A 24,296-nucleotide genomic window follows, 5' to 3' on the forward strand; every position below is an offset into this window, starting at 1 on the left:
CTGCGGGACGCCGGGTGCGTCACCCGGTGCTGCTGGTCGGAGCCGGACTCCGGGTGCCGCGGGTGGCCATGATGATCAGGTCGGCGATCGCCTCCGGGTGGGTGACCATGGCGAGGTGCGACGAGTCGACCTCGATCGTCGTCGCGTTCATCCGGCTGGCCAGGAACTGCTCGAGCTCGGGTGCGGTCGTACGGTCCTGCCGCGAGATCGAGTAGTAGCAGGGTTTGTCCCGCCAAGCCGCCGTCGTCGTCCGGGAAGCGAAGAGATCGCCGGCGATCGGTCCCTGGACGGCGTAGAGGGCGCGCGCCCGGGCCTCGTCGACGCCGCCGGCGAAGTCGTCGAGGAAGGCGCGCTCGCTGAGCTGCGCGTACCCGTCGTTGTGGACCAGACCCGCGTTCGCCGGCGGCGTGGGGAATTTCGCCGCCAGCGCGGTGAAGTCCTCGCCGGCGTCGGGCGCGCGGGCGGCCACGTACACCAGGGCGGTGACCGACGGATGGCCCCCGGCCTCGGTGATGACCGTGCCGGCCCAGGAGTGGCCGACGAGCACCGTCGGCCCGTCCTGGCGGTCCAGGGCCCGACGGGTGGCGGCGACGTCGTCGGACAGGGAGGTCAGTGGATTCTGCACGGCGGTGACGGTCAGGCCGGCCCGTTGCAGGAGTGGGATGACGTCGGACCAGGATGAGCCGTCGGCGTACGCGCCGTGCACCAGAACGACATTGCGGGCGGGCGCGCCCTGGGGCCCATCGGTCATCGGGGTCTCCTGCCGGAACGCGGCATCGTCGCCGCACGGAACTGGCTCACCCCGACACTCTTCCCCATGCTGGTCGCGGCGACGGCGCAAACGCCGAGCCTTCGACCGCGCGGGGAGGTGGTCGAAGCCTCGGTGTCAGACGGAGACCCAGCAGTACACGCGTTCGCGGCGCGCTGTCGCGGAGCGCGCCAGCGTCGCCAGCTCGATCAGGATCTCCGCTATGTCGGAAGGCTCGCACTGCCCCCGGATCTCCTCGACCTGCGACCAGGGCACCGCCACCCGACGCAGGTCGGCCTCGGAGGAGTCGGCCAGCGCCGCCTGCACCTCGTCGGTCAACGCGATCACGAGCTGGCCGCCGTCGTCGCGACCGGCGACGATGTGACTCCACCTCGGGTTCTCCGTCACCGTGTCGTAGTCGAGGCCGCGCAGCAGGCCCTCCAGCTTTCCGATCAGCACGGAGGGCTCAAGACCCTTCAACTCGAGCACGTCGAGTTCGGGGTCGGTGACGGCGCGCGGGCCGCCGAGGACGTCGATCACGGCGGCGGCGGCGTCATCGGAGGCGGCCGGGAAGTAGTCACAGAGGATTCCCACCGCACGATCCTGGCAGGGGCGTCCGTTCGCCGCTGTCCCTGCCGGGATCGATGCGCGGCGGCAGGCCGCCGGGGCGGATGCCGGGGCATCCGCCGCACCGGTGGCAGGTCAGCAGGTGCGCGGCTGCCAGGTCACCTTGGTCACGTACAGCGGTACGTAGAAGTTCCCGTCGCCGGGGCGCGCGCACTCGGTGCCGGTGTAGATCTGGCCGAGGTACGTGTAGGACCAGGTGATCTCGGCGTTCCGGGAGGTGTGGTTGTAATAGTTGAAGACCGGGACGCTGCCCGACCACTCGGTGGTGGTCACCAGGGACGGAGGCGCCGTCGGGCCCTCGGCCGGGTGGTCCCAGTTGGGCCACGCGCAGAACGCGCCCTGCGGGCAGTTCCCGGGCCCCCAGACGCCGGAGGCCGCGGCGGGAGCGGCGGGGACGGTGGCCAGGACGCCTGCGACGGACGCGGCAACGGCGACGGATTTCCAGTGCACGGCTGACCCCTTTGATAGACGACTATCAATAGATTTTTAAGCTACCGGTGGAAATTTGCGTCGTCAATGACTAGGGGTGAGTCGTCTCCGGGGCCGGAAGCGCCGGGCCTGCCCCAGCAAGGCGCGCCCGTCGGCGAACGTTCTCGCCGACGGACGCGCCGTGCGGGTGGAGCTACGGCTTGCGGGCGAGCAGCCCGACGAAGGTGTGATAGGTGTCGGTCTGCTGCGGCGCGGACGCGCCCGGCTCCGGGCGCCACTCGGCCAGCGGCACCAGCCCCGGCTCCAGCACCTCCAGCCCGTCGACGAACGAGAGGATCTCTTCGTCCGTCCGCCAGCGACCGGTGCCCAGTGACTCGTTGAAGACCCGCTCCACCTCGCGTGCCTTGCGGGAGCCCTCCGGGTCCCGCTCACCCGGGTCCCGGAAGTGCGAGATCGCCACGTAGCTGCCCGAGGGCAGCGCGTCGATCAGCTCCGCCGCCACCGCGCGCGGATCCTCGTCGTCGCCGAGGTGGTGCAGGATCGCGAAGAGGAGCAGCCCGACCGGTCGGTCGAAGTCGAGGAACCGTTGTACGTCCGGGTGGTGCAGGATCTCCTGCGGCGTCCGGACGTCCGCCTGGATGACCGTCGCGGTGCCGTCCGCGGCGAGCAGTGCCCGGCCGTGCGTCAGGACGATCGGGTCGTTGTCGACGTAGACCACCTGAGCCTTCGGGTTCTGCTCGGTGGCGACCTCGTGCACGTTGCCCTGGGTGGGCAGTCCGGACCCGATGTCGAGGAACTGGTCGATGCCGGCCTCGGAGACGAGGAAGCGGATCACCCGGCGCAGGAACGCCCGGTTCGCCTGACCGGCCGCCGGCCCGTCCGGGGTGATCCGCAGGGCGTGCTGGGCGACCTGCCGATCCGCCTCGAAGTTGTCCTTGCCGCCCAGGAAGAAGTCATAGACCCGGGCCACGCTGGGAACGCGGGGGTCGATGCCCGGGGGTGCCGCCTTGTCGCGGGTCACAGGCGTCTCCATTCGATGCGAATCAGCGCAGGCTGAGGACTGTGGACGGTGCCGGCGTTGCGGCGAGTGTAGCGATCGGACGGGCGGAATTCCGCCCCGGCCGGTATCGCTCCCAGTGAATCGTCTCTGCACCAGGGCGCTCGTCGGGTGGCGCGCCGAACGGGTGGCGACCGAGTAATGAGACGCGTTGGCGATCATCGATATGCTGGCCGCATCGTCGAGGTATGACAGGCGTCTCGTCGTCCTCGCTGTTCCGCCGGCTGGGGCCGGGTCTGCTGGTCGCCGCCATGCTCTCGACGGCGGTGGTCGCGACGGCTCCGGGCACCGCGCCGGCGGCAGACGCCGGCACTGTCGCCCCCGCCGGGTATCCCGGGGTCGCCCCGGCGCCGGGCCGGGCCGCGCCGCCCGCCGCCGATCCGACCGACACCCCGCCGCCACCGACTCCTCCGCCCGGCACGCCGGGCACCTCGCCCTTCCCGCCGACCCCGCCCACGAACCTGATCGCGAGCGAGGTACGGACCGGGTCGGTCACCCTCACCTGGACGGCCGCCAAACCCGGCTGCTGCGCCATCGTCGGGTACGACATCACGTACTACCAGGCGTTCGACGACGTCATCTACAGCGCCAGCGTGGGCGCGGTCACCAGCACCACGATCACCTCGTACATCGGGCCGGGCCGGCAGTATTTCTTCCGGGTGGCGGCCCGGGACACCCTCGGGCACCTGTCGGCCTCCACCGACACGCTGACCGTGGTCACGCCGGTGACCGACACCGGCCCGGACACCAGCCCGCCGAGCGCCCCGCAGAATCTGACCGTGGGGGAGGTGACCGCCTCCACGGGGACGCTGTCCTGGTCGCCGTCGACCGACAACGTCGGCGTCCTCGGGTACAACGTCTACCGGTTCGACGGCTGGTTCAGCTCGACGCTGGTCGCCACTGTGCCGGGGACGACGTACACGACGTCGTTGCCCGCGACCACGCCGCTGCGGACCCTCTACTACGTACGGGCCCGGGACGCGGCGGGCAACGTGTCGATCGCGTCCAACACGGTCACCCTGCCCACGACGTCCACGCCGTCGCCCCCGCCGCCCTCGACCTGCCGGGTGACCTACCGCAACCAGTCCGAGTGGGCGGGCGGGTTCGTGGCGACGGTGACGGTGCAGAATCTCGGTTCCGCGCCGGTCGACGGCTGGATCGTCACCTTCGCGTTCCCGGGTGACCAGGCGGTGGCCTCCGCGTGGAACGCCACGGTCGGCCAGACCGGCACCGCCGTGACCGCCCGAAACGTCGACTGGAACCGCGTCCTGGCACCGAACGGCACCGCGACCTTCGGCATCCAGGGGCGGTGGAGCGCCAGTGACGCACCACCGACCGCCTTCGCGCTGAACGGCGCCGCGTGCACCACGGGCTGAGCGCGTCCCTCTGCCAAGGAGTCTCGTGAACACCACCCACCGCCGCCGGACCCTGGCCGGGGCTGCCCTGGCCGGCGTCCTCGTCGCCACCACCCTCAGCGGCCCGACCGCGCCCGTCTCCGCCGCGAACACGCTCAGCATGCGGGGCGCCGACGTCTCCTCGTTGCAGCGCAGTCTCGATCTGGGCGCCCGGTACTACGACGCCGGCGGAGTCGCCCGTGACCCCCTGGACATTTTGAAGTCCGTCGGCGTGAACTACGTCCGATTGCGCGTCTGGAACAACCCGGTCAGCGGCTACAACAACAAGAGCAAGGTGTTGGTCCAGGCCCGGGCGGCCAAGGCGAAGGGCCTCAAGGTGCTCGTCGACTTCCACTACTCCGACACCTGGGCCGACCCCGGCAAGCAGTACAAGCCGGCCGCCTGGGCCGGGCACAGCCTGGCCCAGTTGGGCGCCGACGTGTACGCGTTCACCTACGACGTCTGCGCCAGCCTACGGGGGCAGGGCACCCTGCCGGACAGCGTCCAGATCGGCAACGAGATCAACGTCGGGATGCTGTGGAACGAGGGCAGGGTCGTCAACAACGACTTCGGCCCGCTGGCCGGCCTGCTGAAGCAGGGCTACAACGCGACCAAGGCGTGCGGCGGCGGCATCCCGGTGATGATCCATACCGCTAACGCCGACAGCAACGCCAACGCCAGGTGGTTCTACGACGGCATCCGCGCGCAGGGCGTGCAGTGGGACATCACGGCCCTGTCCTACTACTGCATGTGGCACGGCAGCCTGGCGAACCTCTACAACAACATCGTCGACCTGCGGAACCGCTACGGGAAGCCGGTGGTCATCGCGGAGACGGCGTACCCGTTCACCCGCAGCAACGCGGACAGCGAGCCGAACGCGATCGGCGACGCGACCTGCGACGGCATCGGCGCGACCTGGTCCGGGCAGGCCCAGGAGTTCGACTGGGTGCAGAACACCGCCCGTAACGCCGGGGCCATCGGTGTCTTCTACTGGGAACCGACCTGGTACGCCGTCAACGGCAACGGCTGGGACCCGGCCAACATCAACGGCACCGGAAACCAGTGGGACAACATGGCTGTCTTCGACTGGTTCGGGCGGGTGAACCCGAACGTACGCTGGACGCCCTGACCTTGCGGGACGCGCCCCCGCCCATCGTCGTCGCGGCGATGAGCGGGGGCGCTGTCGGGCGAACCCTCAGACGGGCGTACGGGACCACTGCTGGTTGGCGCCGCTGTTGCACGTGTACTGCTTGAGGACCACGCCGTCCGCGGTCGACGAGGCCGGCACGTCGACGCACTTGCCGCTGTGTCGGGCCCGGAGCTGGAAGTAACTGCCGTTGGTGACCATCTGGAACTGCTGGTTGGTGCCGCTGCCGCAGGTGTACTGGATGAGTTCGGCGCCGTCGGCGGTGGAGGCGCTCGTCACGTCCAGGCACTTCCCGCTGTTGCGGCTGATGATCCGCCAGTAGCCGCTGCCGGCGTCCTGGAACTGCCACTGCTGCCAGGCGTTGCCGCCGTACGTGTACTGGCCGACGCGGGCGCCGTTGCTCGTGTTCGGTGACTGGACGTCCATCGCCTTGCCACTGTGCCGCACGTCGATCCGGTAGAAGTTTGCGGTGCTCGGGGGAGGCGTCGTGGGGTCGCCGCCGCCGATGGTGTCGCCCCAGCCGTAGCGGATCCGGTCCGCCCCGGAGTTGTTGCGCACGGTGAGGTTGAGGTCGGTGCCGCCGCCGCTGAGCGAGTACATCGAGTACCAGTCGTAGCCGATGCTGCCGGGCTTGCCGCCGAGGGCGGGCCAGTAGGTGCCACCCATCTGGTTGTCCCGCATGACCTGGGCCATTGCCCGGATGTAGCGCACGAAGTTGTCGGTGCTGTTCGCATCGGCGTAGTTGCGGCCGTCGTTCATGGGCGCGCCGAACTCGGTGGCGACCGCCCGGGAGGCGCAGTTGCCCAGGCGGGCCTGGATGTGGCTGCGGAAGGCGTCGTAGGTCATCGCGCCGTAGAAGAAGGCGTAGTAGTGAAAGGAGAGCAGCGTCGCGTTGAAGCGGCTGTCGTTGCAGATGTCGCGCAGGTCCTGGCTGAAGCCGGTGCCACCGATGAGCACCCGGCCGGGCGGGGCCGAGTAGTGGTAGCTGAGCCAGTTGGCCGCGACGTTGCGCCACTCGGTCGAGCTGTAGCCGTGCGGCTCGTTCATCGGCTCGAAGTAGACGTTGGGGTTCGAGCCGTAGGTGTTGGTCACCGTGGACCACATGGCGTTCCACGCGGCGAGGTTCGTGATCCTGCCGCCGGAGGCGGCGCCGTCCTCCCAGTAGGCCAGGATCACCTTGAAGCCGCGGGCGGTGGCCGCGTCGATGGCCCCGCGGTACGCCTCCCACCAGGCCGTCCCGACCGTGTGCGTGTTGATGGGCAGCCGGACGGTGTTCACGCCCAGGGTGGACGCCATGTCGTCGTAGAGGGCGTTCGCCTTGGCCCGCACGGTCGCGTTGCTGTCGGACATGCTCAGGCCCTGCACCACGAGGGGAGCGGTGCTGAAGTTGTCACCCAGCACCGCCCAGTTCATGCCCCGGAACTGGCTGGTGGCGGCGGCGGCCGGCCCGGGCAGCACCGCGACGCCGCCGATCAGCGCCGTCGTCGCGGCCACCAGAGCGACCAGCGCCCGTCGTAACAGACGCGGATTGCGGGCCGATCCGGGTGCCCGACCGGCGGGTGAAGTGATCATGATGCCTCCGAGGCGGTGGGGAGCGTGTTAGCGCTAACACGACGCTCGGGCATGAGTGATCGAACTGCGGCGCGTTCGGCTGGCCGCGCAGGCAGATCTGGGCACCCCACGCCGGGGCGGACGGCGTGTTTTCTGCTTGTTAAGCGCGTGTTGCAGCCAAGTGTTAGCGATCGCATGTGGAGTGTCAAGGCATCGATGGCGCTCGCTGATGAGACGGCTGTGCGTGGCAGGTCGGCCGGACCCGGACGAGCGTCACCGGCCGACCACACACGGTGCGTACGCGCACGCGGGTCGAGGTGCGGTCCGCTCGGGGCAGCGGACGGTCGTCGGTCGATGACAGGATCGCTCGGTGCGCGTTCTCTTCGACGGCCCCGCGCCGGTCGACTACGGACAGATCTACGTGACGAGCCGCGAGTTGCCGGACATGAGCGGGGCGTTCGCCGGTCAGGTGAACGGCCTGTGCGGTGGCGGCCACCCGGGTGCGCTCTTCCTGATGACCGGTACCCGCTACGGGCGGGTCCGGTTCCGGATCGAGGTGCACGACGCCGAGCCGCCGGCCGCGCCCCCCGAGTGGGAGGAGGTGGTGGAGGTGTCGTTCGTGCCCAGGGCCGCGGTGGTCGATCTGGTGCCGTGGGGCGAGGGATCCCTGGCCCGGATGCCGTTGACTCCCGATGGGCGCGACGGCGGTCGGTTGCCGGTCTACCGCGTGCGGTACTGCGCGGCGGGCATGGACGAGGGGAGCGATCCGTTCGGCGGGCTCGACCCCGACGAGCTCGACGAGCACGACGTCAGCTACCTGGACCGACGACCGGACCGCTATCTGCTCTGCTTCTGGCCGCAGGACGACGCCGACGGCGAGGCGAGCGACGGGGCCGTACGCGCTGACGGCGAGGCGAGCGACGGAGCCGTCCGCGCCGACGCGGTGCTGCGCCAGAGCAGCGGTAGCGCCGCGTACTGGCATGGTTGGGCTCGTGGCTTGCCGGCCCCGCCCACGCTCTGGGAGCGGGTCGAGGCCGAGCTGCGCAGGCGGGCGGAGGAGGAACGCCGCAACGAGGAGTACCGGCAGCGTGCGGAGCTGCGGCGCTGGGGCGGGCGTCTGCCGAGCGAGCGACTCCGCCGGGTACAGGGCAACATCCACGGCATGCTGCTGCTGGACCGGGATCTGGTCGACGCGGTGGCCGACGCCGACGCCACCGTCCAGCGGGAGATCGCGGTCTGGGCGGCGCGGCAGGCGTGCGCCCTCGCGGGTATCGCGGATCTGGACTGGATGACATCCGCGTGGACGGCGCTCGACCGGGGTGAGCCGCTGCCCGCCGAATTCACCGACATGACGGCGGTCAGGACGCGCATCCAGGGTGGGCCGACGCCGACCGTCATGTTCGCCGTCGCCGGGCTGCGCAGGAATGCCGCGCCGGCCGACCTGCTGCGCGCGGCGCTCGACAGTCCGGTGGACCCGGTCGCGATGGCCCTGCCGGCCCTCGTGGCCGCCGGGGAGTCGGATCCGTTGCAGGCTGCGCTGGAGGCGCTGTGGGCGGCGGTCAGCACCTACGCCTCCCGGCGGAACGAGTTCCTGGCGGCCGTACGGGGGGCCTTCCCGATCGTCGACCGAGCGGACGCGCGGTGACCCGCTCGTCCTCAGGTAAGGGGACCTGGTTCGGCACGGCCGACGACGAGAGGGCCACGGCGTCCCAGCGCCCATACGGTGAGCGCCAGACAGCTCAGACCCGCGCCCGCGATCGAGACCGCTGACCAGCCACCCACGGACCAGAGGGTGCTCGCGGCGGCGGAGCCGGCCGCGGCGCCGACGAAGTTGCTGGTCGCCAGCGCCGTGTTGAGCCGGCTGCGGGCCTCGTGGGTGAGGGCGAACAACCGCGCTCGGTTGAGCAGGGCCTGGGTCTGTAGGGCGACGTCGAGCACGACGGTCACGCTGATCAGGAGGACAAGGGAGCGGCCGCCGATCGTCACGACGACGAACGCCCCCAGGGCCAACGCCCAGGCCAACCCGGTGGCCGGGAGCGACCAGCCGCGGTCGTGCAGACGCCCGCCGCGCAGCCCGGAGAGCACGCCGGCGAGCCCGACCAGCCCGAACATCCCGATCACCGCCGCCGGGTAGCGGAACGGTGGACCGCTGAGCAGGAACGTGAGCGCCGTCCAGAAGAGCGAGAAGGCGGCGAATCCGGTGGCGGCAAGGGCCAGCGTCCACCGGGCCGCCCGCTCCCGCCGGACCACCGCCGCGACCGAGAGCAGGAGCCTCGGGTACGCGATGCGCGTCCGTGGTGGCAGCGGTGGTGTCGCGCGGCGGAGCAGGACCGCGAGCAGCACGGCGATGACGGCGGCGAGGGCGAAGGTGGCACGCCACGTGGCGGCGCCGGCGACGAATCCGCTGATCGTGCGGGCGGCCAGGATGCCGGTGAGGGTTCCCGACCCGACGACACCGACGATCCGTCCACGGTGGGCGTCACCGGCCAGGTCCCCGGCGAGCGGGGTGAGGATCTGCCCGGAGACGGTCGTGACACCGAGCACGCCGAGCGCGACGAGAAGCACGCCGATCGACGGCGCGAGCGCGCACAGCAGAAGCGCGGCGGCCGAGGCCAGGAACAACACCGGGACGAAGCGGCGGCGGTCCAGGATGTCGCCGAGCGGTACGAGCAGCAGGACCCCGACGGCGTACCCGATCTGTGTCGCGGTGACGAGCCAGCCGGCCGTCGCGGTCGGCGCGTCCAGGTCGTCGGCGATGGTGCCGAGCAGCGGCTGTGCCCAGTACAGATTGGCGATGGCCGCGCCGGCCGCCACCGCGAACAGGAACGTCAGCGGGCGGCTCAGCTCCGAGCGGGCTGCCACCCGGCCACGCTAGTCGACGGGCGGTCGGCGTCGCAGTTCGCGCAGCACACCGTGCCGGCGCACGGCCCACACCAGACGTCGGACGCTCGGATGCCGTACGAACAGCGCCGCCGCCCGACGGACCAGGCCGAACCGGTTGTCGCTGACCTGGTTCTCCAGCGCCTGCCAGATCAGCTCGCGCACCGGAGCGCTGTCCAGCGCCGACCGCACCTCACGCCGTACCCCTGGGTCTTCGGCGGCCGAGGTGACGGCGGCGGCCAGGCCCGGTCGGTGCGCGAGCGGTTCCACCGCCGCCGCCACCAGGGGCCGGCGTACCTCGTCCCGTTCCAGCAGCAGCAACACCGCCTCCCGGATCTCGACCGTCTCCAGGCCGGAGCGCAGCAGGGCCACCAGGCTGCGGTCGACCTCACCGTCGTGGTCCGGCACGGTCAGCGTGGCCAGCAGCACCGACACCTCGTCGAGGTCGATGAGGTGTCGCAGCCCGTCGCGGAACTCCGGCAGCCCCCACGCCACCTGGAGAGCCTTCAGGAGATCGCGGTTCATACGCCCTGCGCTACCCGCGTGCCACCGCCGGCGAAACGTCCGCGCTCCCGCATCCGCCGCGACCCTGAACGACGAGGCACTATCGTGCGGGGGTGCGCATCCGTTTCGACGTACCCGCCGATCCCGCCTACCCCGCCCGCGTGGCGGCCACCCTCGCCGGTGTCCGGCTGCGGCGGTTCAGCTACATCGGCGCCGTGCTGGTGGCGGTCGGAGCGGTCGGCCTGGTCCTCTCGCGCGGCCTGGGCTGGGGCGAGCGGGTGTCCCCGCTGTGGCTGACGTTGGTGGTGGCCGGCGTGCTGTCGATGCTGTACCTGCCGTGGGTGCGGGCGCGGGCCCGCCGCCGCTCGGGTGACTACGCCGTCGAGGGCGGCTACGAGATCACCGACGACAACATCATGATGCGCAGCGGCTCGGAGTCCGGCGGTATCGCCTGGGACGGAGTTGCCCGGGTGCAGGACGACCCGGAGTTCTGGATCGTGTACGTCGGCCGGATGCCGGCGACCGTGATCCCCCGGTGGCTGATGTCCGCCGAGGACGCCGAGACCCTGCGCGCCTTCATGGCCGGCCGAGGGCTGCTCCGCGCCCGGTGACCGTGTCACCCCGTGCCGGGCGCGTCGGCGCCGAAGGCCGCCGCGAGCGCCTTCGCGATGAGGTCGGGTAGGTCGCTGCGCCCGTCGTCCTGTGCCCACCGCACCAGCGCGGTGTGCATGGCGGCCAGGCAGGCGCTGGCCGCGGCGGCGGCCTCGAAGGCCGTGTCCGGGTCGGCGGCGTCGGCGCCGAGGGCTTCCACGATGGCCTGCTGAAGCACGTACTGGCTGTCCAGATGGCGGGCGCGCAGTGCCGGCGTCGAGATCATCAGCCGTAGGCGGGCCAGCAGGAGTCGGTCGTCGCCGGCGGTCAACGTCCGCGCGGAGTCGATCAGCGCGCTGCCGATGCGGTGTACGAGGGGCTGCCCCGCCGCCGTCGCGGCGATGCGTTCGGCGACCAGCGGGCCGTTCTGGTCGACCAGCACCAGGTCCTCTTTGGTCGGGAAGTGCCGGTACACCGTCATCGGCGACACGCCTGCCGCCGCCGCGACGTCGGTCACGGCCGTGCGGTCGTACCCACGGTCGACGAACAACCGCACGGCGACTGTCTGCAGCGTGCGCTGCGTCGCGAGCCGCCGTTGTTCGCGCAGCGTTGAGTGTCGCTCGGCCATGTGTTAGACACTACCTCAGTGATAGTCACTACCACTTTGGGAGTAGCTAACAATGCAGGATCTGATCGGGCGGGCAGCGCTGGTCACCGGCGCGTCGCGGGGTATCGGGCAGGCGATCGCGCATCGGTTGGCAGCGCGGGGAGCGACGGTCGTCGCGCACTTCGGCACGGACCGGGACGGCGCGACGGCCACCGTCGAGCAGATAGCCCGGGCGGGCGGACGGGCGTACGCCGTCGGCGCTGAGCTGGGGGTGGACGGAGATGTCGAGACGCTTGTCGACGGTGTCCGGGCCAGTCTGGCGGGGCAGCCATTGGACATCCTCGTGAACAACGCGGCGGCGCCACCCGCCGGTGCGCTCGGCGTCACCACCCGGGCCGCCTTCGACCACCTGTTCGCGGTCAACGTGCGAGCGCCGTACTTTCTCATCGAGCAGACGCTGCCCCTGCTCAGCGACGGCGGTCGGATCATCATGATCTCGTCCGCGGCGACCCGGATGGCCAACGCCACCCAGACGTCGTTCGCCATGACCAAGGGCGCGATCGAGACGATGACCCGCACGCTGGCCAACCAGCTCGGTGCCCGGGGCATCACGGTGAACGCCGTCGCGCCCGGCGCCACTCGGTCCGCGACGAACGCGCACGTCTTCGACGCGCCGGGCCTCGTCGACCTGATCACCGCGATGACGGCGCTCGACCGCCTCGGCAGCCCCGAGGACGTCGCCGACGTGGTCGCATTCCTGGCCTCCGACGCGGCCCGCTGGGTCACCGGTCAGGTCATCGAGGCGAGCGGTGGCCTCTTTCTGGGCCCGCGTCCCTGACGGCGACGGGCCGGCTCGGCGGCTGGGCGAGGAAGCGCAGGTACGCCACCCGGTCGAACGGGTTGCCGTCGGTGCGGGCGCGGCGCGGCGGCTCGCCGGACACCGGTCGGTCGCCGCCGGGCGTCGACGACCACAGCCCTTCCCCGCTGGACAGGTCGGGCAGCCGCCGCTGCGCCTCGAGTTCGAGCCGCGCCGGCAGCACGCCGGCGATCCGCCAGCCGGCGGGGACGGCGGCGGTGCCGTCGAGCCGGGCGCCGAGCCGGCTCAGGTACGACGTGACCGGGCCGAGCCGGTCGGCCGGTACCTCCACGTCGAACCGGCGGCACGGCTCGAAGACCCGGGTGCCGGCCTCGGCGAGCGCCTGCATGAGGACGTACGGCGCGAGGTCCCGGAAGTGCCCGGCCGTCGTGATCGGCGACCAGTAACCGCTGTGGGTGAGGGTGATCCGGATGTCGGTCACCGGCCAGCCGTGACAGCCCTGGTCGAGGGCGGCACGGGCGGCCTCCTCGATGGCCGTGTGGAACGACAGCGGCAGCGAGCCGAGTTCGACCTCCCGTCGGTAGTCCACGCCGTCGCCGGGCTCGACCCGGAACCCGACCGTCCCGAAGAAGCCGTGCCCGATGATCTCCACGGCGGTGCCCGTGCCGGTCGGCCGCTCGACGTGCATGAGCCGTCCCGGCCCGAACTCCGCCTCGATCCCGTACGTCTCGACCAACGTGCTGCTCAGCACCTCGCGCTGTACCTCGCCGTAGAGGAGCACGCTCGTGCCGCCGTCGGGGGCCACCCGGGTCCGCAGGAACGGGTCGGTGTCCGCGATGTCCAGCAGCGCGGCGTGCAGCGCCAGCGTCCGGGACGCCTCGCGGGGGCGCACCACCGCCTCCAGGGTCGGCGCGGGAAAGTGGGACCGCCCGTCGAGGCCGGCCGGGCTGCCGAGCTGGTCGCCGAGGCGTACCCCGGTGAGGCCGACCACCCGGGCGATGTGGCCGGCGGTCAGCGCGGCCCGGTCGGTGGCCGCGCCGACCACGTCGAGCCGCGTGATCCGCCCGCGCGTCGCGGTGGTCCGGCCGTCCGGCTCCCGGCGGTACGCGGTGACCCGCTCCCGCGTCCGGAACTGACCGCCGTACGCGCGCAGGTAGGCCACCCGTTCGCCGGAGGGGTCGCGCTCGATGGCGAACACCCGCGCCCGTGGGTCGGACTCGGCCGGGGGCGACGGCGGGAGCAGGGCCGCGACGGCGTCCAGCAGCTCCGGCACTCCGGCGCCGGACAACGCCGAGCCGAACAGCAGCGGGTGTACCTGCCCGGCGGCGACCTGCGCCCGCAGTGCCTCGTCGACGCGGTCGCCGTCCAGGGGCAGGTCGTCCACCAGGGCGGCCAGCACGTCGTCGTCGTGCTCGGCGAGGACCTCGGCGAGCCGCTGGTCGTACCCCCGAGGGTGTGGCCGGTAGCTGGCCCCGGGGGTGCCGGGCGCGCGGACCGTGCCCAGCGGGACGACGGTCGGGGTGAGGAGCCGGCGCACGTCCGCGACCAGCTCGTCGACCCGGGCGCCGGCCCGGTCGATCTTGTTGACGAAGATCAGGGTGGGCAGTCCGAGCGATCGCAGGACCCGCATGATCCGGCGGCTGTGCGGCTGGACGCCCTCGACGGCCGACAGCACCAGCACGGCCGCGTCGAGTACCCCGAGCGCGCGTTCGACCTCGGCCACGAAGTCGCTGTGCCCGGGGGTGTCGAGCAGGTTGACCTGGCGGTCGCGCACGGTGAACGAGACGACCGCGCTGCGGATGGTGATGCCCCGCCGACGCTCGATCTCACCGGTGTCGGTCTGGGTGGTGCCCGCGTCGACGCTGCCGAGCCGGTCGATGACCCCGGTGGCGTGCAGCAGGCGTTCGGTCAGGCTGGTCTTACCGGCGTCGACGTGGGCGACGATGCCAAGGTTGACGGTCTGCACAGGCGATCAGGTCCTCGAAAGCTCGCGTCCGGATGGGCGGGTTTTCGAGTCCTCGCATCGCCGTGCTCCCGTCTGCTGGTGGCGCCGGGCCGTGCGGGCCAGGCTCTTCTCCGGCCAGGCTGGCACGGCCGGTGGCGGCGGGCCACCGATTTACGCGCGCTTGATTAGATAGGGATTGGTCAATAGATTGAGGGTGGGCGTCACCGGTTCCGGGCAACGGTCCGGAACGGTGACTGACAGCTTCACCTCGAGCCGGGCACGTCGGTCGTACGCATCGACCTCTCGCTGTGGCGCATCGCCGCGCCGTACCCGGCGGGTCGCCACGTCCGCTCCGGACGCGCGCTGCCGCGCCGGTTTCTCCCGCTCGATGGCAGAAGGACTTCCCATGACCATTCTCCGTGCCCGCCCCGCCCCGACCCTCGCGGTCGTCGCCGCGCTGGCCACCGCCGTGACCGCGACCGGCACAGCCCTGCTCGTCGTCCCGGCGGCGGCCGCCCAGGGCTGCCGGGTCGACTACACGCCCAACCAGTGGCCCGGCGGCTTCACCGCCAGCGTCAAGGTCAGCCCCGGCGACACCGCTGTCTCCAGCTGGACCGTCACCTGGACCTACGCCGGGAACGAGCGCATCACGAGCGGCTGGAACGCGACGGTCAGTCAGTCCGGATCGACGGTGACCGCCCGCAACATGTCGTACAACGGGAGCATCCCGGCCGGCGGCGCCACCGAGTTCGGCGTGCAGGGCACGTACAGCACCAGCGGTGCAGCGCCGACCGGCTTCAGCCTGAACGGCGTGCCGTGCAACGGCGTCGCGCCGACCACGCCCCCGCCGACCACGCCGCCCCCGACCACGCCGCCCCCGACCACTCCACCCCCGACGACGCCTCCACCGACCACTCCGCCACCCACGACGCCGCCACCCACCACCCCACCGCCCACGACGCCACCGCCCACCACGCCGCCGCCGGTGGGCTGTGCCGGCGCGGTGCTCTGTGACGGCTTCGAGAGCCAGACCGGTTCGACGCCGTCCGGCGACTGGACCGTGGTGAGTCCGGACTGTTCCGGCGCCGGAACCGCCACCATCGACACGACCACCACGCACAGCGGCAACCGGGCGGTCCGGATCAACGGCGCGGCGGGGTACTGCAACCACGTCTTCATCCGGTCCACGAAGAACCTCGGCAGCGTGGGCAGCGTCCGGTACGGCCGGATCTGGGTCCGGCACACCACGGCCCAGCCCACCGACCACACCACGATGATGGCGATGACCGACGCCGCCGACGGCAACCGGGACCTGCGGATGGGCGGCCAGAACGGCGCCCTGCAGTGGAACCGCGCCTCCGACGACGCGACGCTGCCCGAGCAGAGCCCGGCCGGGGTGGCACAGAGCGTGCCGCTGCCCACCAACCGGTGGACCTGCCTGGAGTTCATGGTGGACGGCTCGTCCGGTCAGCTCCGTACCTGGCTGGACGGCACCGCCGTCGCGGGGTTGACCGCGGACGGCGTACCCACGCACGACATCGACGGGCAGTGGTACAACCGCACCTGGCGACCGCAGCTCACCGACCTGAAGCTGGGCTGGGAGAGCTACGGCAACGGCTCCGACACCCTCTGGTACGACGACGTCGCCGTGGGGGCCAGCCGGATCGGCTGCTGACCATCGGACGGGCGACCGGGGGTGTGGCACGGTCGACGTGCCGCGCTCCCGGCCGCCCGTGCGTCCGCCGTCGGGTCGGTGCCGCAGCGGCCTACCTGGTGGCGGCCGGCCGGGCGGCGCGGCGATAGCCTGCTGTCATGGCGAGCGCCGAACTCCAGGAGTTGATCGTTGCGGACGCCGACGCGCTGCGCGCGTGGCTGTCGGCCAACCACACCACGTCGCCGGGCGTCTGGCTGGCCCTGACCAAGAAGGGCGGCACGGTCACGACGCTGACCTGGCAGCAGGCCGTCGACGAGGCGCTCTGTTTCGGCTGGATCGACGGGCAGGCCCGCAAGCGGGACGAGGAGTCCTCCTGGATCCGGTACACCCCCCGCCGCCCGCGCAGCATCTGGTCGCAGCGGAACGTCGCGCACGTGGAGCGGCTGGAGGCGCAGGGGCGGATGACGCCCGCGGGCAGGGCTGCGGTGGAGGCCGCCAAGGCCGACGGGCGGTGGGCGGCCGCGTACGCCCCGCCGTCGGAGGCCGAGGTGCCGGCCGACCTGCTCGCCGCCATCGCCGCCGTCCCCGCGGCGCAGGCCATGTTCGACGTGCTCACCAAGACCAACCGGTTCTCCCTCATCCACCGCGTCAACGCGGTCAAGCGGGCCGAGACCCGGGCGCGGAAGATCGGCGAGTTCGTCGCCATGCTGGCCCGCCACGAGACCCCCTACCCGCAGAAGGCCAAACCGTCGAGCCCTCCGTCGTCGTGATTCCGCCGGCCGGGCGGCAGTGGTCCGGCACGGCCCCCGGGCGCGTCAAGTAGCTGTCCACTGGGCCGTCGCATCCTTGTCGGGCCCGAGCGTTGCCCAGAACCACAACTGAAGGAGCCCGGTGTCCAGCCTCGTCCTGGTCGTAGCGGTAGGTGTCGCGATCCTGGTCGGTGCGGGCGCGGCCCGTCGGCTCCGGATCGCCCCACCGGTGCTGCTCCTGGTCGCCGGTGTCCTCCTCGGCTTCGCGCCCGCGCTGCGCGCGGTGCACCTGCCGCCCGAGGCCGTCCTCCTGGTGTTCCTTCCGGTGCTGCTCTACTGGGAGGCGTTCTCCTCCTCGTTGCGCGAGATGCGCCGGAACCTGCGGGTCATCGTGCTGCTGAGCACCCTGCTCGTGGTGGCGACGGCCGCCGGTGTCGCGGTCGCCGGGCACGCGCTCGGGCTCGGCTGGGGAGCGGCGTGGGTGCTGGGTGCCGCCGTCGCGCCGACCGACGCCACGGCGGTCGGCGTCCTGGGTCGGATGCTGCCGCGTCGAATCGCGACCACCCTGCGCGCGGAGAGCCTGGTCAACGACGGTACGGCGTTGGTGATCTACACCCTCGCGGTCGGCATCACGCTCGGCGAGGAACACCTGAGCGTCGGTCGGGTCGCCGGGCTGTTCGCCTTCTCCTACCTCGGTGGCATCGCGTCCGGCGCGGTCGTGACGTTCCTCGTCCTGCAGATCCGTCGCCGGTTGACCGACCCGTTCCAGCACAACCTCCTCGCGCTGCTGACGCCCCTGACCGCGTACCTGATCGCCGAGGCGGCCGAGGTGTCCGGCGTCCTCGCGGCCGTGGTCAGCGGACTGTGGGTGGGCCGCGCCTCGCCGCGCCTGTTCCCGGGTAACGCCCGCCGACACGTCCACACCGTCATGGAGTTCCTGACCATGCTGGCGAACGCGGCGCTGTTCGTCCTGGTCGGGCTGGAGGCGCAGTCGGCCGTGCGCGGGCTCGACAGCAGCGGTCTGGCACACGGCATGCTGGTCGCGCTCGTGGTCTGCGCGGTCATCGTCGCGGTGCGGTTCGGCTGGCTCTTCACCAGCCCGTACGTGATCCGGGCGATCGACCGCCGACCGCAACAGCGGGAACGGCGGCTCAGCGGGCGACCCCGGGCGCTCATGTCGGCGGCCGGTTTCCGGGGCGCGGTGTCGATGGCGGCGGCGCTGGCCGTACCCCACACGCTTCCGTCCGGTTCGGAGTTCCCGGACCGGGACCTCATCGTCTTCGTCACGGCCGTCGTGATCGCCGTGACCCTGCTGGTGCAGGCGCCGCTGATGCCCCGGGTGACGCGGTGGGCCGGGCTGGGCGCGGACTCCGAGGCCGAGCGGGAACGCCGGCAGGCCGAGATCACGTCCATGGACCGGGCGCTGGAGTCGCTGCCCACGATGGCGGCCGAGTTGGGTACGAGCGACGACGTGCACGAGCAGTTGCGCGCCGAGTACGACCGCCGCCTGCGCGTCCTGCGCGACGGCGACGCCACCTCCGGCCCGGACGAGGCAGCGGCCGACTACGAGAAGCAGTACGCCGACCTGCACCTCGCGGTCATCGGCCACCGCCACGAGACCGTCGTGCGGATGCGCGACGCGGGCGAGATCGACGACGAGGTGCTGCGCCGGGTCCAGGACGGCCTCGACCTCGAACAGGTCCACATGACCCAGCGACGGGACAACGACAACCGTTAGGGCCCGTCGACGCGGGCGGCGATGTCCCGCAGGGCGGCGATGTGGCCGCTCAGGGCCGCCCGGCCGGTCGTGGAGAGGTTGATCCAGGTCCGGGGACGCTTGCCCACGTAGCCCTTGCGCACCTCGACGTAACCGCCGTCGCTCAGGTTCGAGATCCGCTTGGACAGGGCCGAGTCGCTGAGGTCCATGGCGTCGCGGACGAACGCGAACTCGGCCCACTCGGTCCCCGCCAGCAGCGCCAGGATGGCCAGCCGGGTGGGATCGAGCAGGGCCGGGTCCAGTTTCGGGTCGGCCGCCACGGTCAGGCCGGGCGGGTGAGGACGCGGCGCTGCCACCACGGACCCGCGGCGGCCAGCAGCACACCGGCGACCAGGCCGAACCACAGCCAGAGGTGTGGAACGTCCAGCGCGGTGGCAAGGGTCGCGCCACCGATCAGCAGGGCCACCACCAGGGCGGACCACAGCAGGCTCGACGCGTCGGGGGTGGCACGGGGACGCACCGGCCGCCGCAGCAGAGCCGCTCCCCACCGGGTGTTGGCGGCCATCGAGACGAGCAGCAGCAGGATGACGATGGTGGTGCCGTAGGTGCGCACGAAGTCCGGATACCGGTCGGCCACGAACCCGTACGCCGCGGCGAGGACTCCGGCGGCGAGCCAGGTCCACCGCGACCGACCGGCGGCCGTCGCCGTCTGGTCCCGGCGTCGGTCGACGTCCGCAAGAGCCCGTCGTGCCTCTTCTGGGGTCGGGGTGGTGCCCATCGCGCAACTCCTTGAGCTAGGGAAAGTACTTGCTCGTACGGAAAGTTAACACTCACTTTCCGCATCGGCAAGTACTTGCCTGGCCGGTGCCGCGCCCTACGGCGCTGCCGCCCGCACCCGGAGTGAGCCGGCGGCAGCGCCGTGCGGACTCACTCCGGGAGCTGGTAGAGGCGGTACCGGGTGACGGTGTCGAACCCGATCTGCCGGTACACCGGCTCACCCTCGCTGCTCGCCTGCAGGGTGGCGATCCGCCGCCCGGACTCGCGGGTGATGCGCAGCGCCGCACGGGTGAGGGCGCTCGCGATGCCCCGCCGGCGGTGGTCGGGGTGGGTCGCGATGCAGTACAGAGCGCCGACGTCGGTGCCGAGCGACAGGGTGCAGGTGCCCACCGTGCGGCCGTCCACGATGCCGGCGAGCCGGATCACGTCCGGGTAGGCGAAGGACACCTCCCGGTCCACGACGAGCCCGAGGTCGCCGGGGATGCCCAGCGGCCCGGCGTACGCCTCGACGTACTCGCGCAGCTCGGCCGGTGTGGCGGCGACCTGGATCCGCAGGTCGCCGGGGGCCTCGACCTCGGCCACGGTGGTCACGTCCACCGCCATGACGGGCATGTCGGAGATCTGCGTCGCGCCCCGTGCGAGCAGGCCCTCGGCGGTGCCCTCGTCGCTGTCCGCGCCCACCCACCAGCCCCAGGTCGAGCCGGTCAGGTGCTTGCGCGCCTCCGTGATCGCCTCGTCGAGCTCCCGTCCGCGCACTCGCAGGACCCCGTTGAGCAGTGGGTGCGGGACGTCGGTGCGGTAGGTCGGCAGGTCGGTGTCGGGCTCGGCGCCGGCCCAACCGCACCAGTACGTGCGGTTCGCGGCGAGCTGCGGTTCCAGGTCGTGGATTGAGTACGTGGTCATATCCTCAGGACATCGTTCGGCGGTGGAAAGTTCGATTCCGCGGTGGATTCTCTAGAACCGGGTCGGCCGTGGGGTGTGCAGAAGGCGCACCTCGCGCACCAGGCCCTCTTTCTCCTTCAGCAACCAGGTCGCCCCGGGCGGACAGTGGTACGGATCCTCCGGCGGGTTGATGAAGGCGTTCTCCCAGATCGTGACGCCGGACCCGGCGAGCACTCCGGTGATCTTGGCGCCGACGCCGGACTCGTAGTCCTGCCGCATCACGGCGAAGACCGGTTCCCGACCGATCGTCCGGATGCCGCTCGGCCACCAGAAGGTCATGTCCTCGGCCCAGCGGGCGGCGACCTCGTTCAGTCGGGCGCCGTCCGGTACCGCCGACAGGATCGTCGCCGCCTCCTGCTGTCGTTCGGCGCGTAGCGCCGCGGTCTCGCCGTGCCGTTCGTCGTGCACGCGGGGGAGGACGGCGGCCAACTGCCGCCGCGCCTCGCTGAGGCGACTACGGACGGTGCCGACCGGCGTTCCACACAGGTCCGCGATCTGCTCGTACGAGTTGTTCGTGGTGAAGTAGCGCAGCAACGCCACCGTCTGCGCGGCCGGCGACAACTGCCCGATGGCGTGCCAGACCCAGTCCCGCATGGCGCTGCGTTCGATGCAGGCGACCGGGTCGTCCAGCTCCGAGGCGAGCAGGTTCTCGCCGGCCACCCCGACCGGTACGGGAACGCGGGCGCGCAGCATCGTCCGGCAGTTGTTGCGCACGATGGCGTGCAGCCAGGACCGCGCCGCAGCGGGGTCGCGCAGCTCACCGATGCGACTGAACGCGGTGATCGCCGCGTCCTGGCAGGCGTCCTCGGCGTCGGGCCGCGAGCCGAGCAGGCTATGGGCCACGGCGAGCATGCCGGCGTAGTGACGGTCGAGGAGCAGCGCGAAGCCGGCCGGATCGCCCCGCTGGGCGCTGCGGACCTGCTCGACCGTGTCGTCGGCCGCTCCGGGCGCCGAGGTCGGAAGAAGCATCCGGGAAACCTAGCGCGCGGGTGGGAAAAACCCATCGAGAGCATCGAACTTTCCGCTCGGCAGCGACGTCTGCATGACATGGGTTACGAGACGGAGCCGTGCCGCGACGACACCGATCCGGCCGATGCGTGCCGCCTTCCACCCGGGAGTCGGTTTCGCCGCGCCCGGGATTGTCGGATGCTGCGGCGAACTGTCCGATCCAGTCATCGTCAAGTAGGCCTCCACTCGGTGGACGCAGCGTGATCAACGTGACGGACGACGTCGGCTCCGGTCGGACAGAGGAAACGGCGTCGCAGGGCGGACCGCGCTTGCAGATCATGGGTCCGCTGCGGGTCTGGCGCGGCGACACCGAACTCGACGCCGGCCCGCGTCAACAACGGCGTCTGCTGGCGGTGCTGCTGGCCCGGCAGGGGCGTCCCACCACCACCAGCGATCTCATGGATCTCGTCTGGGGACCCGATTCGCCGGCCAGCGCCGTGAACGTGATCCACAAGTACGTGGCGGCGCTGCGTCGCCTGTTCGAACCCGACCTGCCCGCCCGGGCCGTCGGGTCGTACCTGCTGCGGCACGGCAACGGGTACCTCTTCGTGGCCGGGCCGGAGACGCTCGACCTCGTGGCGTTCCGCCGCGACGTCTCGGCGGCCAGGTCCAGCCTGGCGCAGGACCGCCCGGACGAGGCGTTGACGCACTACCTCGACGCGCTGCGGCGCTGCCACGGTTCGTCCGGCGACGGGCTCATCGACAGCGCCGCCGCCGCGGCGGTCCTCGCGGGCATCGACGGCGAGTTCTTCGACGCCACCATCGCCGCCGCCGCGCTGGCCGTACGACTGCGTCAACCCACCCGGGTCCTGACGCCGCTGCGACTCGCGGCCACGATGGGTCAGCTCAACGAACCGGTCCACGCGAGCCTGGTGACGACCCTCGCCGCAGCCGGCCAGCAGGCCGAGGCGCTGGCCGTGTACGGCGCCATCCGGGCGCGCCTCGACGAGGAGTTGGGTATCGACCCCGGGTACCACCTGCAGGACGCCCATCGGCGGGCCCTCACCCAGACGGCGCTGACGCCGGCCGAGGACGCGGAGCCGGTGGTGGCCCGGCCGATGCCGCTGGTCCGCCCGGCGCAGCTCCCGCCGGACCCACCCCTGTTCGTGGGCCGCGAATCCGAACTGCTGATCCTGAACGACCTGACCACGGGGATGCGGACCGCCGGCCGGACCAGCCCACTGGTGATCGCGATGGACGGCATGGGAGGAGTGGGCACCTCGACGCTCGCCACCCACTTCGCGCACCGGGTCGCCGACGAGTTCGCCGACGGGCAGCTCTACCTCGACCTGCGGGGGCACCTCTGCGCGGACGAGCGCCTGTCGGCCGACGACGCGGTGCGTTCGCTGTTGCACCTGGTGGGCGCGCCCGCCGCCGACGTACCCGACACGTTCGAGGCGCGGATCGGCATGTACCGGAGCATGACCGCCGGCAGGCAGATGCTCTTCCTGCTGGACAACGCCCACGACGCCGCCCAGGTGCGCCCACTGCTGCCGAACTCGGCGAAAAGTCTAGTGATCATCACCAGCCGGCGGGCCCTGGTCGGTCTTGCGGCGTTCGACGGCGCGCACCTGCTCCGGGTCGACCCGCCCGACCTGCCGACGGCCCGCCGTCTGCTGGAACGGCGTCTCGCCGGGCTGCCGAGCCGGCCGACCGACGAGGCGGGGTGTGCCGCCACCGCGGACGTGATCATCGAGCTGTGCGGCCGGCTTCCCCTGGCGCTGGCCATCCTGGCGGCCCGGATCGCCGCTCGTCCGGGTCTGTCGCTCGGCACCATCGCCGCCGAGCTGCGCGACAGCGCCCGCCGGCTCGAGGCGTTCGCCGGTGGCCGTGGGTTGATCGACCCCCGGACCGCCTTCTCGTGGTCCTACCGGCAGCTCAGCCCGGAGGCCGCCCGGCTGTTCCGGCTGCTGTCGGCGGCCCCGCTGCCCGGTGTCACGGCCGAGGCCTGCGTGAGCCTCGCCGACCGCGACCCGGACAGCATTCGCGCCCAGCTGGCCGAGCTGATCGACGCGGCGCTGGTCAGCGAGGACGAGGACGGCAGGCTCACCTCGCACGTGCTGGTGAAGGCGTACGCCGAGGAGCTGTTCGAGGCCGAGGAGTCGGCGGCGGAACGACAGGCGGCGCTCAGCCGCCTGCTCCAGCACTACCTGCACAGCGGTTACCAGGCGCAGTCGGCGTTGAACCCGAACCGTCCGCCGATCGAGCCGGCGCCGCCACTGCCCGGTGTCGTCGCCGAGCGGCCGGGCACGTACGACGAGGCCATCGCCTGGTTCGACCGCCAGCGGGAGGTGCTCACGGAGGTGGTGCGCCTCGCCGCCGACGTCGGGCACGGCATCGTGCCGTGGCAGCTCGCCATCGCGATGCAGCAGTACCTGCAGTGGGCCGGACGCTTCCAGGACTGGGAGGACGTCATGCGGGTCGCGCTGCGTGCCGCGCGGGAGCACCACGACGTGGTCGGGGAGGCGCACGTCCTGCGCAGCCTGGCGGGCGCCCGGTACTTTCTCGGCGCCCACGAGGAGGCGCTCGACCTGCTCGACCGGGCCGCCCGGACCTATCGGGACCGGGGCATGCGGCTGGAGCAGGCGTTGGTGCACAACAACTGTCACCAGGTGCTCAGCGTGTTGGACCGACACGACCGCGCGCTCACGCACAGCACCGAGGCGCTGTCCCTGTTCCGCCTGCTCGGCCACCGGCAGGGCGAGGTGTGCAGCCTGTTGCGGATGGGACGGTCCCTGACCGCCCAGGGGAGGGTCGTTGAATCGATCCGGGTGCTCCGGGAGGCCCTCGACCTCAACGAGCGGGTGGGGCGCGCACACGAGGAGAGCGCGATCCGGGCCGCCGTCGCGGACAACCTGGCGGAGACCGGCCGCGTCGCGGAGGCGGTGACGGAGCTGGAACTCGCGGCGAGCACGGCGCGGCGGGTGGGGAACCGGCCGTCGCAGTTCGCCGCACTGCGGCAGATGGCGGACGTGCTCATCGCCGCCGGTGACCTGCCCGGTTCCCGCCGGGTGTTCGAGCAGGCCCGCACGCTGCTGCGGGAGTTCCCCGACGGCGGCACCGACGACATGCGCGCCTCGGTCACCCGGTTGGCCGAGAGGCTGACCTGACCGCGCGGTTTGTCGCCGCCCGGTCGGGGAAGCCGGGTCCCG

At 71.9% G+C, this 24,296-nt stretch carries 22 protein-coding genes; 9 read left to right on the top strand and 13 right to left on the bottom strand.

Annotation, left to right across the window (positions count from 1 at the left end; genetic code table 11):
• Nucleotides 1–19: 19 nt before the first annotated feature.
• From AC3EN4_RS15715 to AC3EN4_RS15730, 4 genes are all read right to left on the bottom strand, one after another.
• Complete coding sequence (locus AC3EN4_RS15715; protein ID WP_435206560.1) at nucleotides 20–751, bottom strand: alpha/beta fold hydrolase; 732 nt, start codon at nucleotides 749–751, stop codon at nucleotides 20–22.
• A 135-nt stretch (nucleotides 752–886) separates the two neighbouring features.
• Nucleotides 887–1,342, bottom strand: coding sequence for a hypothetical protein (locus AC3EN4_RS15720; RefSeq protein ID WP_435206561.1), 456 nt, complete (start codon nucleotides 1,340–1,342; stop codon nucleotides 887–889).
• A gap of 108 nt (nucleotides 1,343–1,450) precedes the next feature.
• A complete protein-coding gene (locus AC3EN4_RS15725) occupies nucleotides 1,451–1,825 on the bottom strand; it encodes a hypothetical protein (protein ID WP_435206562.1) in 375 nt (124 codons plus the stop codon).
• 172 nt (nucleotides 1,826–1,997) lie between these two features.
• Nucleotides 1,998–2,825: an SAM-dependent methyltransferase gene (locus tag AC3EN4_RS15730; protein WP_422739137.1), complete on the bottom strand. Its 828-nt coding sequence runs from the start codon at nucleotides 2,823–2,825 to the stop codon at nucleotides 1,998–2,000.
• 224 nt (nucleotides 2,826–3,049) lie between these two features.
• On the opposite strand from AC3EN4_RS15730, the gene AC3EN4_RS15735 reads away from it, so the two are divergent.
• Nucleotides 3,050–4,237 carry a cellulose binding domain-containing protein gene (locus tag AC3EN4_RS15735; protein ID WP_435206563.1) on the top strand — a complete coding sequence of 396 codons (1,188 nt, stop codon included), beginning with the start codon at nucleotides 3,050–3,052 and terminating at the stop codon, nucleotides 4,235–4,237.
• A gap of 25 nt (nucleotides 4,238–4,262) precedes the next feature.
• Nucleotides 4,263–5,384 (top strand): glycoside hydrolase family 53 protein, encoded by a 1,122-nt coding sequence (locus AC3EN4_RS15740; protein ID WP_435206564.1) that lies wholly within the window; start codon nucleotides 4,263–4,265, stop codon nucleotides 5,382–5,384.
• 66 nt (nucleotides 5,385–5,450) lie between these two features.
• Here the strand turns inward: AC3EN4_RS15740 and AC3EN4_RS15745 are convergent, their stop codons facing one another.
• The gene (locus tag AC3EN4_RS15745) at nucleotides 5,451–6,974 is read right to left on the bottom strand and encodes an RICIN domain-containing protein (RefSeq protein ID WP_435206565.1); all 1,524 of its coding nucleotides are present in this window, start codon (nucleotides 6,972–6,974) and stop codon (nucleotides 5,451–5,453) included.
• Nucleotides 6,975–7,323: 349 nt separating this feature from the next.
• Here AC3EN4_RS15745 and AC3EN4_RS15750 point away from each other — a divergent pair, with 349 nt between their 5' ends.
• Complete coding sequence (locus tag AC3EN4_RS15750) at nucleotides 7,324–8,598, top strand: hypothetical protein (RefSeq protein WP_435206566.1); 1,275 nt, start codon at nucleotides 7,324–7,326, stop codon at nucleotides 8,596–8,598.
• Between the two features lie 11 nt (nucleotides 8,599–8,609).
• On the opposite strand, the gene AC3EN4_RS15755 is transcribed toward AC3EN4_RS15750, so the two are convergent.
• Together AC3EN4_RS15755 and AC3EN4_RS15760 are read right to left on the bottom strand one after the other, a co-directional pair.
• Nucleotides 8,610–9,815 (bottom strand): MFS transporter, encoded by a 1,206-nt coding sequence (locus AC3EN4_RS15755; RefSeq protein ID WP_435206567.1) that lies wholly within the window; start codon nucleotides 9,813–9,815, stop codon nucleotides 8,610–8,612.
• A gap of 9 nt (nucleotides 9,816–9,824) precedes the next feature.
• Nucleotides 9,825–10,358, bottom strand: a complete 534-nt coding sequence (locus AC3EN4_RS15760) for a hypothetical protein (protein ID WP_435206568.1) — start codon at nucleotides 10,356–10,358, stop codon at nucleotides 9,825–9,827.
• Between the two features lie 92 nt (nucleotides 10,359–10,450).
• Here AC3EN4_RS15760 and AC3EN4_RS15765 point away from each other — a divergent pair, with 92 nt between their 5' ends.
• Nucleotides 10,451–10,948: a YcxB family protein gene (locus tag AC3EN4_RS15765; protein ID WP_435206569.1), complete on the top strand. Its 498-nt coding sequence runs from the start codon at nucleotides 10,451–10,453 to the stop codon at nucleotides 10,946–10,948.
• A gap of 5 nt (nucleotides 10,949–10,953) precedes the next feature.
• Here the strand turns inward: AC3EN4_RS15765 and AC3EN4_RS15770 are convergent, their stop codons facing one another.
• Nucleotides 10,954–11,556 carry a TetR/AcrR family transcriptional regulator gene (locus tag AC3EN4_RS15770; RefSeq protein ID WP_435206570.1) on the bottom strand — a complete coding sequence of 201 codons (603 nt, stop codon included), beginning with the start codon at nucleotides 11,554–11,556 and terminating at the stop codon, nucleotides 10,954–10,956.
• A gap of 52 nt (nucleotides 11,557–11,608) precedes the next feature.
• Here AC3EN4_RS15770 and AC3EN4_RS15775 point away from each other — a divergent pair, with 52 nt between their 5' ends.
• Nucleotides 11,609–12,373, top strand: coding sequence for an SDR family oxidoreductase (locus tag AC3EN4_RS15775; RefSeq protein WP_435206571.1), 765 nt, complete (start codon nucleotides 11,609–11,611; stop codon nucleotides 12,371–12,373).
• Here the strand turns inward: AC3EN4_RS15775 and AC3EN4_RS15780 are convergent.
• Nucleotides 12,330–14,318 carry a GTP-binding protein gene (locus AC3EN4_RS15780; RefSeq protein WP_435206572.1) on the bottom strand — a complete coding sequence of 663 codons (1,989 nt, stop codon included), beginning with the start codon at nucleotides 14,316–14,318 and terminating at the stop codon, nucleotides 12,330–12,332. The two genes, AC3EN4_RS15775 and AC3EN4_RS15780, sit on opposite strands and share 44 nt — an antisense overlap.
• A 385-nt stretch (nucleotides 14,319–14,703) precedes the next feature.
• On the opposite strand from AC3EN4_RS15780, the gene AC3EN4_RS15785 reads away from it, so the two are divergent.
• The 3 genes from AC3EN4_RS15785 (at nucleotide 14,704) to AC3EN4_RS15795 (ending at nucleotide 18,438) form a co-directional block, all read left to right on the top strand.
• A complete protein-coding gene (locus AC3EN4_RS15785; protein WP_435206573.1) occupies nucleotides 14,704–15,972 on the top strand; it encodes a cellulose-binding domain-containing protein in 1,269 nt (422 codons plus the stop codon).
• A 137-nt stretch (nucleotides 15,973–16,109) separates the two neighbouring features.
• Nucleotides 16,110–16,721 (top strand): YdeI/OmpD-associated family protein, encoded by a 612-nt coding sequence (locus AC3EN4_RS15790; RefSeq protein WP_435206574.1) that lies wholly within the window; start codon nucleotides 16,110–16,112, stop codon nucleotides 16,719–16,721.
• 121 nt (nucleotides 16,722–16,842) lie between these two features.
• Nucleotides 16,843–18,438, top strand: coding sequence for a Na+/H+ antiporter (locus AC3EN4_RS15795; protein ID WP_435206575.1), 1,596 nt, complete (start codon nucleotides 16,843–16,845; stop codon nucleotides 18,436–18,438).
• Here the strand turns inward: AC3EN4_RS15795 and AC3EN4_RS15800 are convergent.
• From AC3EN4_RS15800 to AC3EN4_RS15815, 4 genes are all read right to left on the bottom strand, one after another.
• On the bottom strand, nucleotides 18,435–18,773 hold the full coding sequence (locus AC3EN4_RS15800; RefSeq protein WP_435206576.1) for a winged helix-turn-helix domain-containing protein: 339 nt from the start codon (nucleotides 18,771–18,773) through the stop codon (nucleotides 18,435–18,437). The genes AC3EN4_RS15795 and AC3EN4_RS15800 overlap by 4 nt on opposite strands.
• The gene (locus tag AC3EN4_RS15805; protein WP_422739152.1) at nucleotides 18,740–19,195 is read right to left on the bottom strand and encodes a hypothetical protein; all 456 of its coding nucleotides are present in this window, start codon (nucleotides 19,193–19,195) and stop codon (nucleotides 18,740–18,742) included. The genes AC3EN4_RS15800 and AC3EN4_RS15805 overlap by 34 nt, the downstream gene beginning before the upstream one ends.
• A gap of 149 nt (nucleotides 19,196–19,344) precedes the next feature.
• The gene (locus AC3EN4_RS15810; protein ID WP_435206577.1) at nucleotides 19,345–20,097 is read right to left on the bottom strand and encodes a GNAT family N-acetyltransferase; all 753 of its coding nucleotides are present in this window, start codon (nucleotides 20,095–20,097) and stop codon (nucleotides 19,345–19,347) included.
• 51 nt (nucleotides 20,098–20,148) lie between these two features.
• Complete coding sequence (locus AC3EN4_RS15815) at nucleotides 20,149–21,105, bottom strand: RNA polymerase sigma factor (RefSeq protein ID WP_435206578.1); 957 nt, start codon at nucleotides 21,103–21,105, stop codon at nucleotides 20,149–20,151.
• A 248-nt stretch (nucleotides 21,106–21,353) separates the two neighbouring features.
• On the opposite strand from AC3EN4_RS15815, the gene AC3EN4_RS15820 reads away from it, so the two are divergent.
• On the top strand, nucleotides 21,354–24,254 hold the full coding sequence (locus tag AC3EN4_RS15820) for an AfsR/SARP family transcriptional regulator (protein ID WP_435206579.1): 2,901 nt from the start codon (nucleotides 21,354–21,356) through the stop codon (nucleotides 24,252–24,254).
• Nucleotides 24,255–24,296: the final 42 nt, after the last annotated feature.

The sequence above is a fragment of the Micromonospora sp. bgisy143 genome (genome assembly GCF_057708145.1).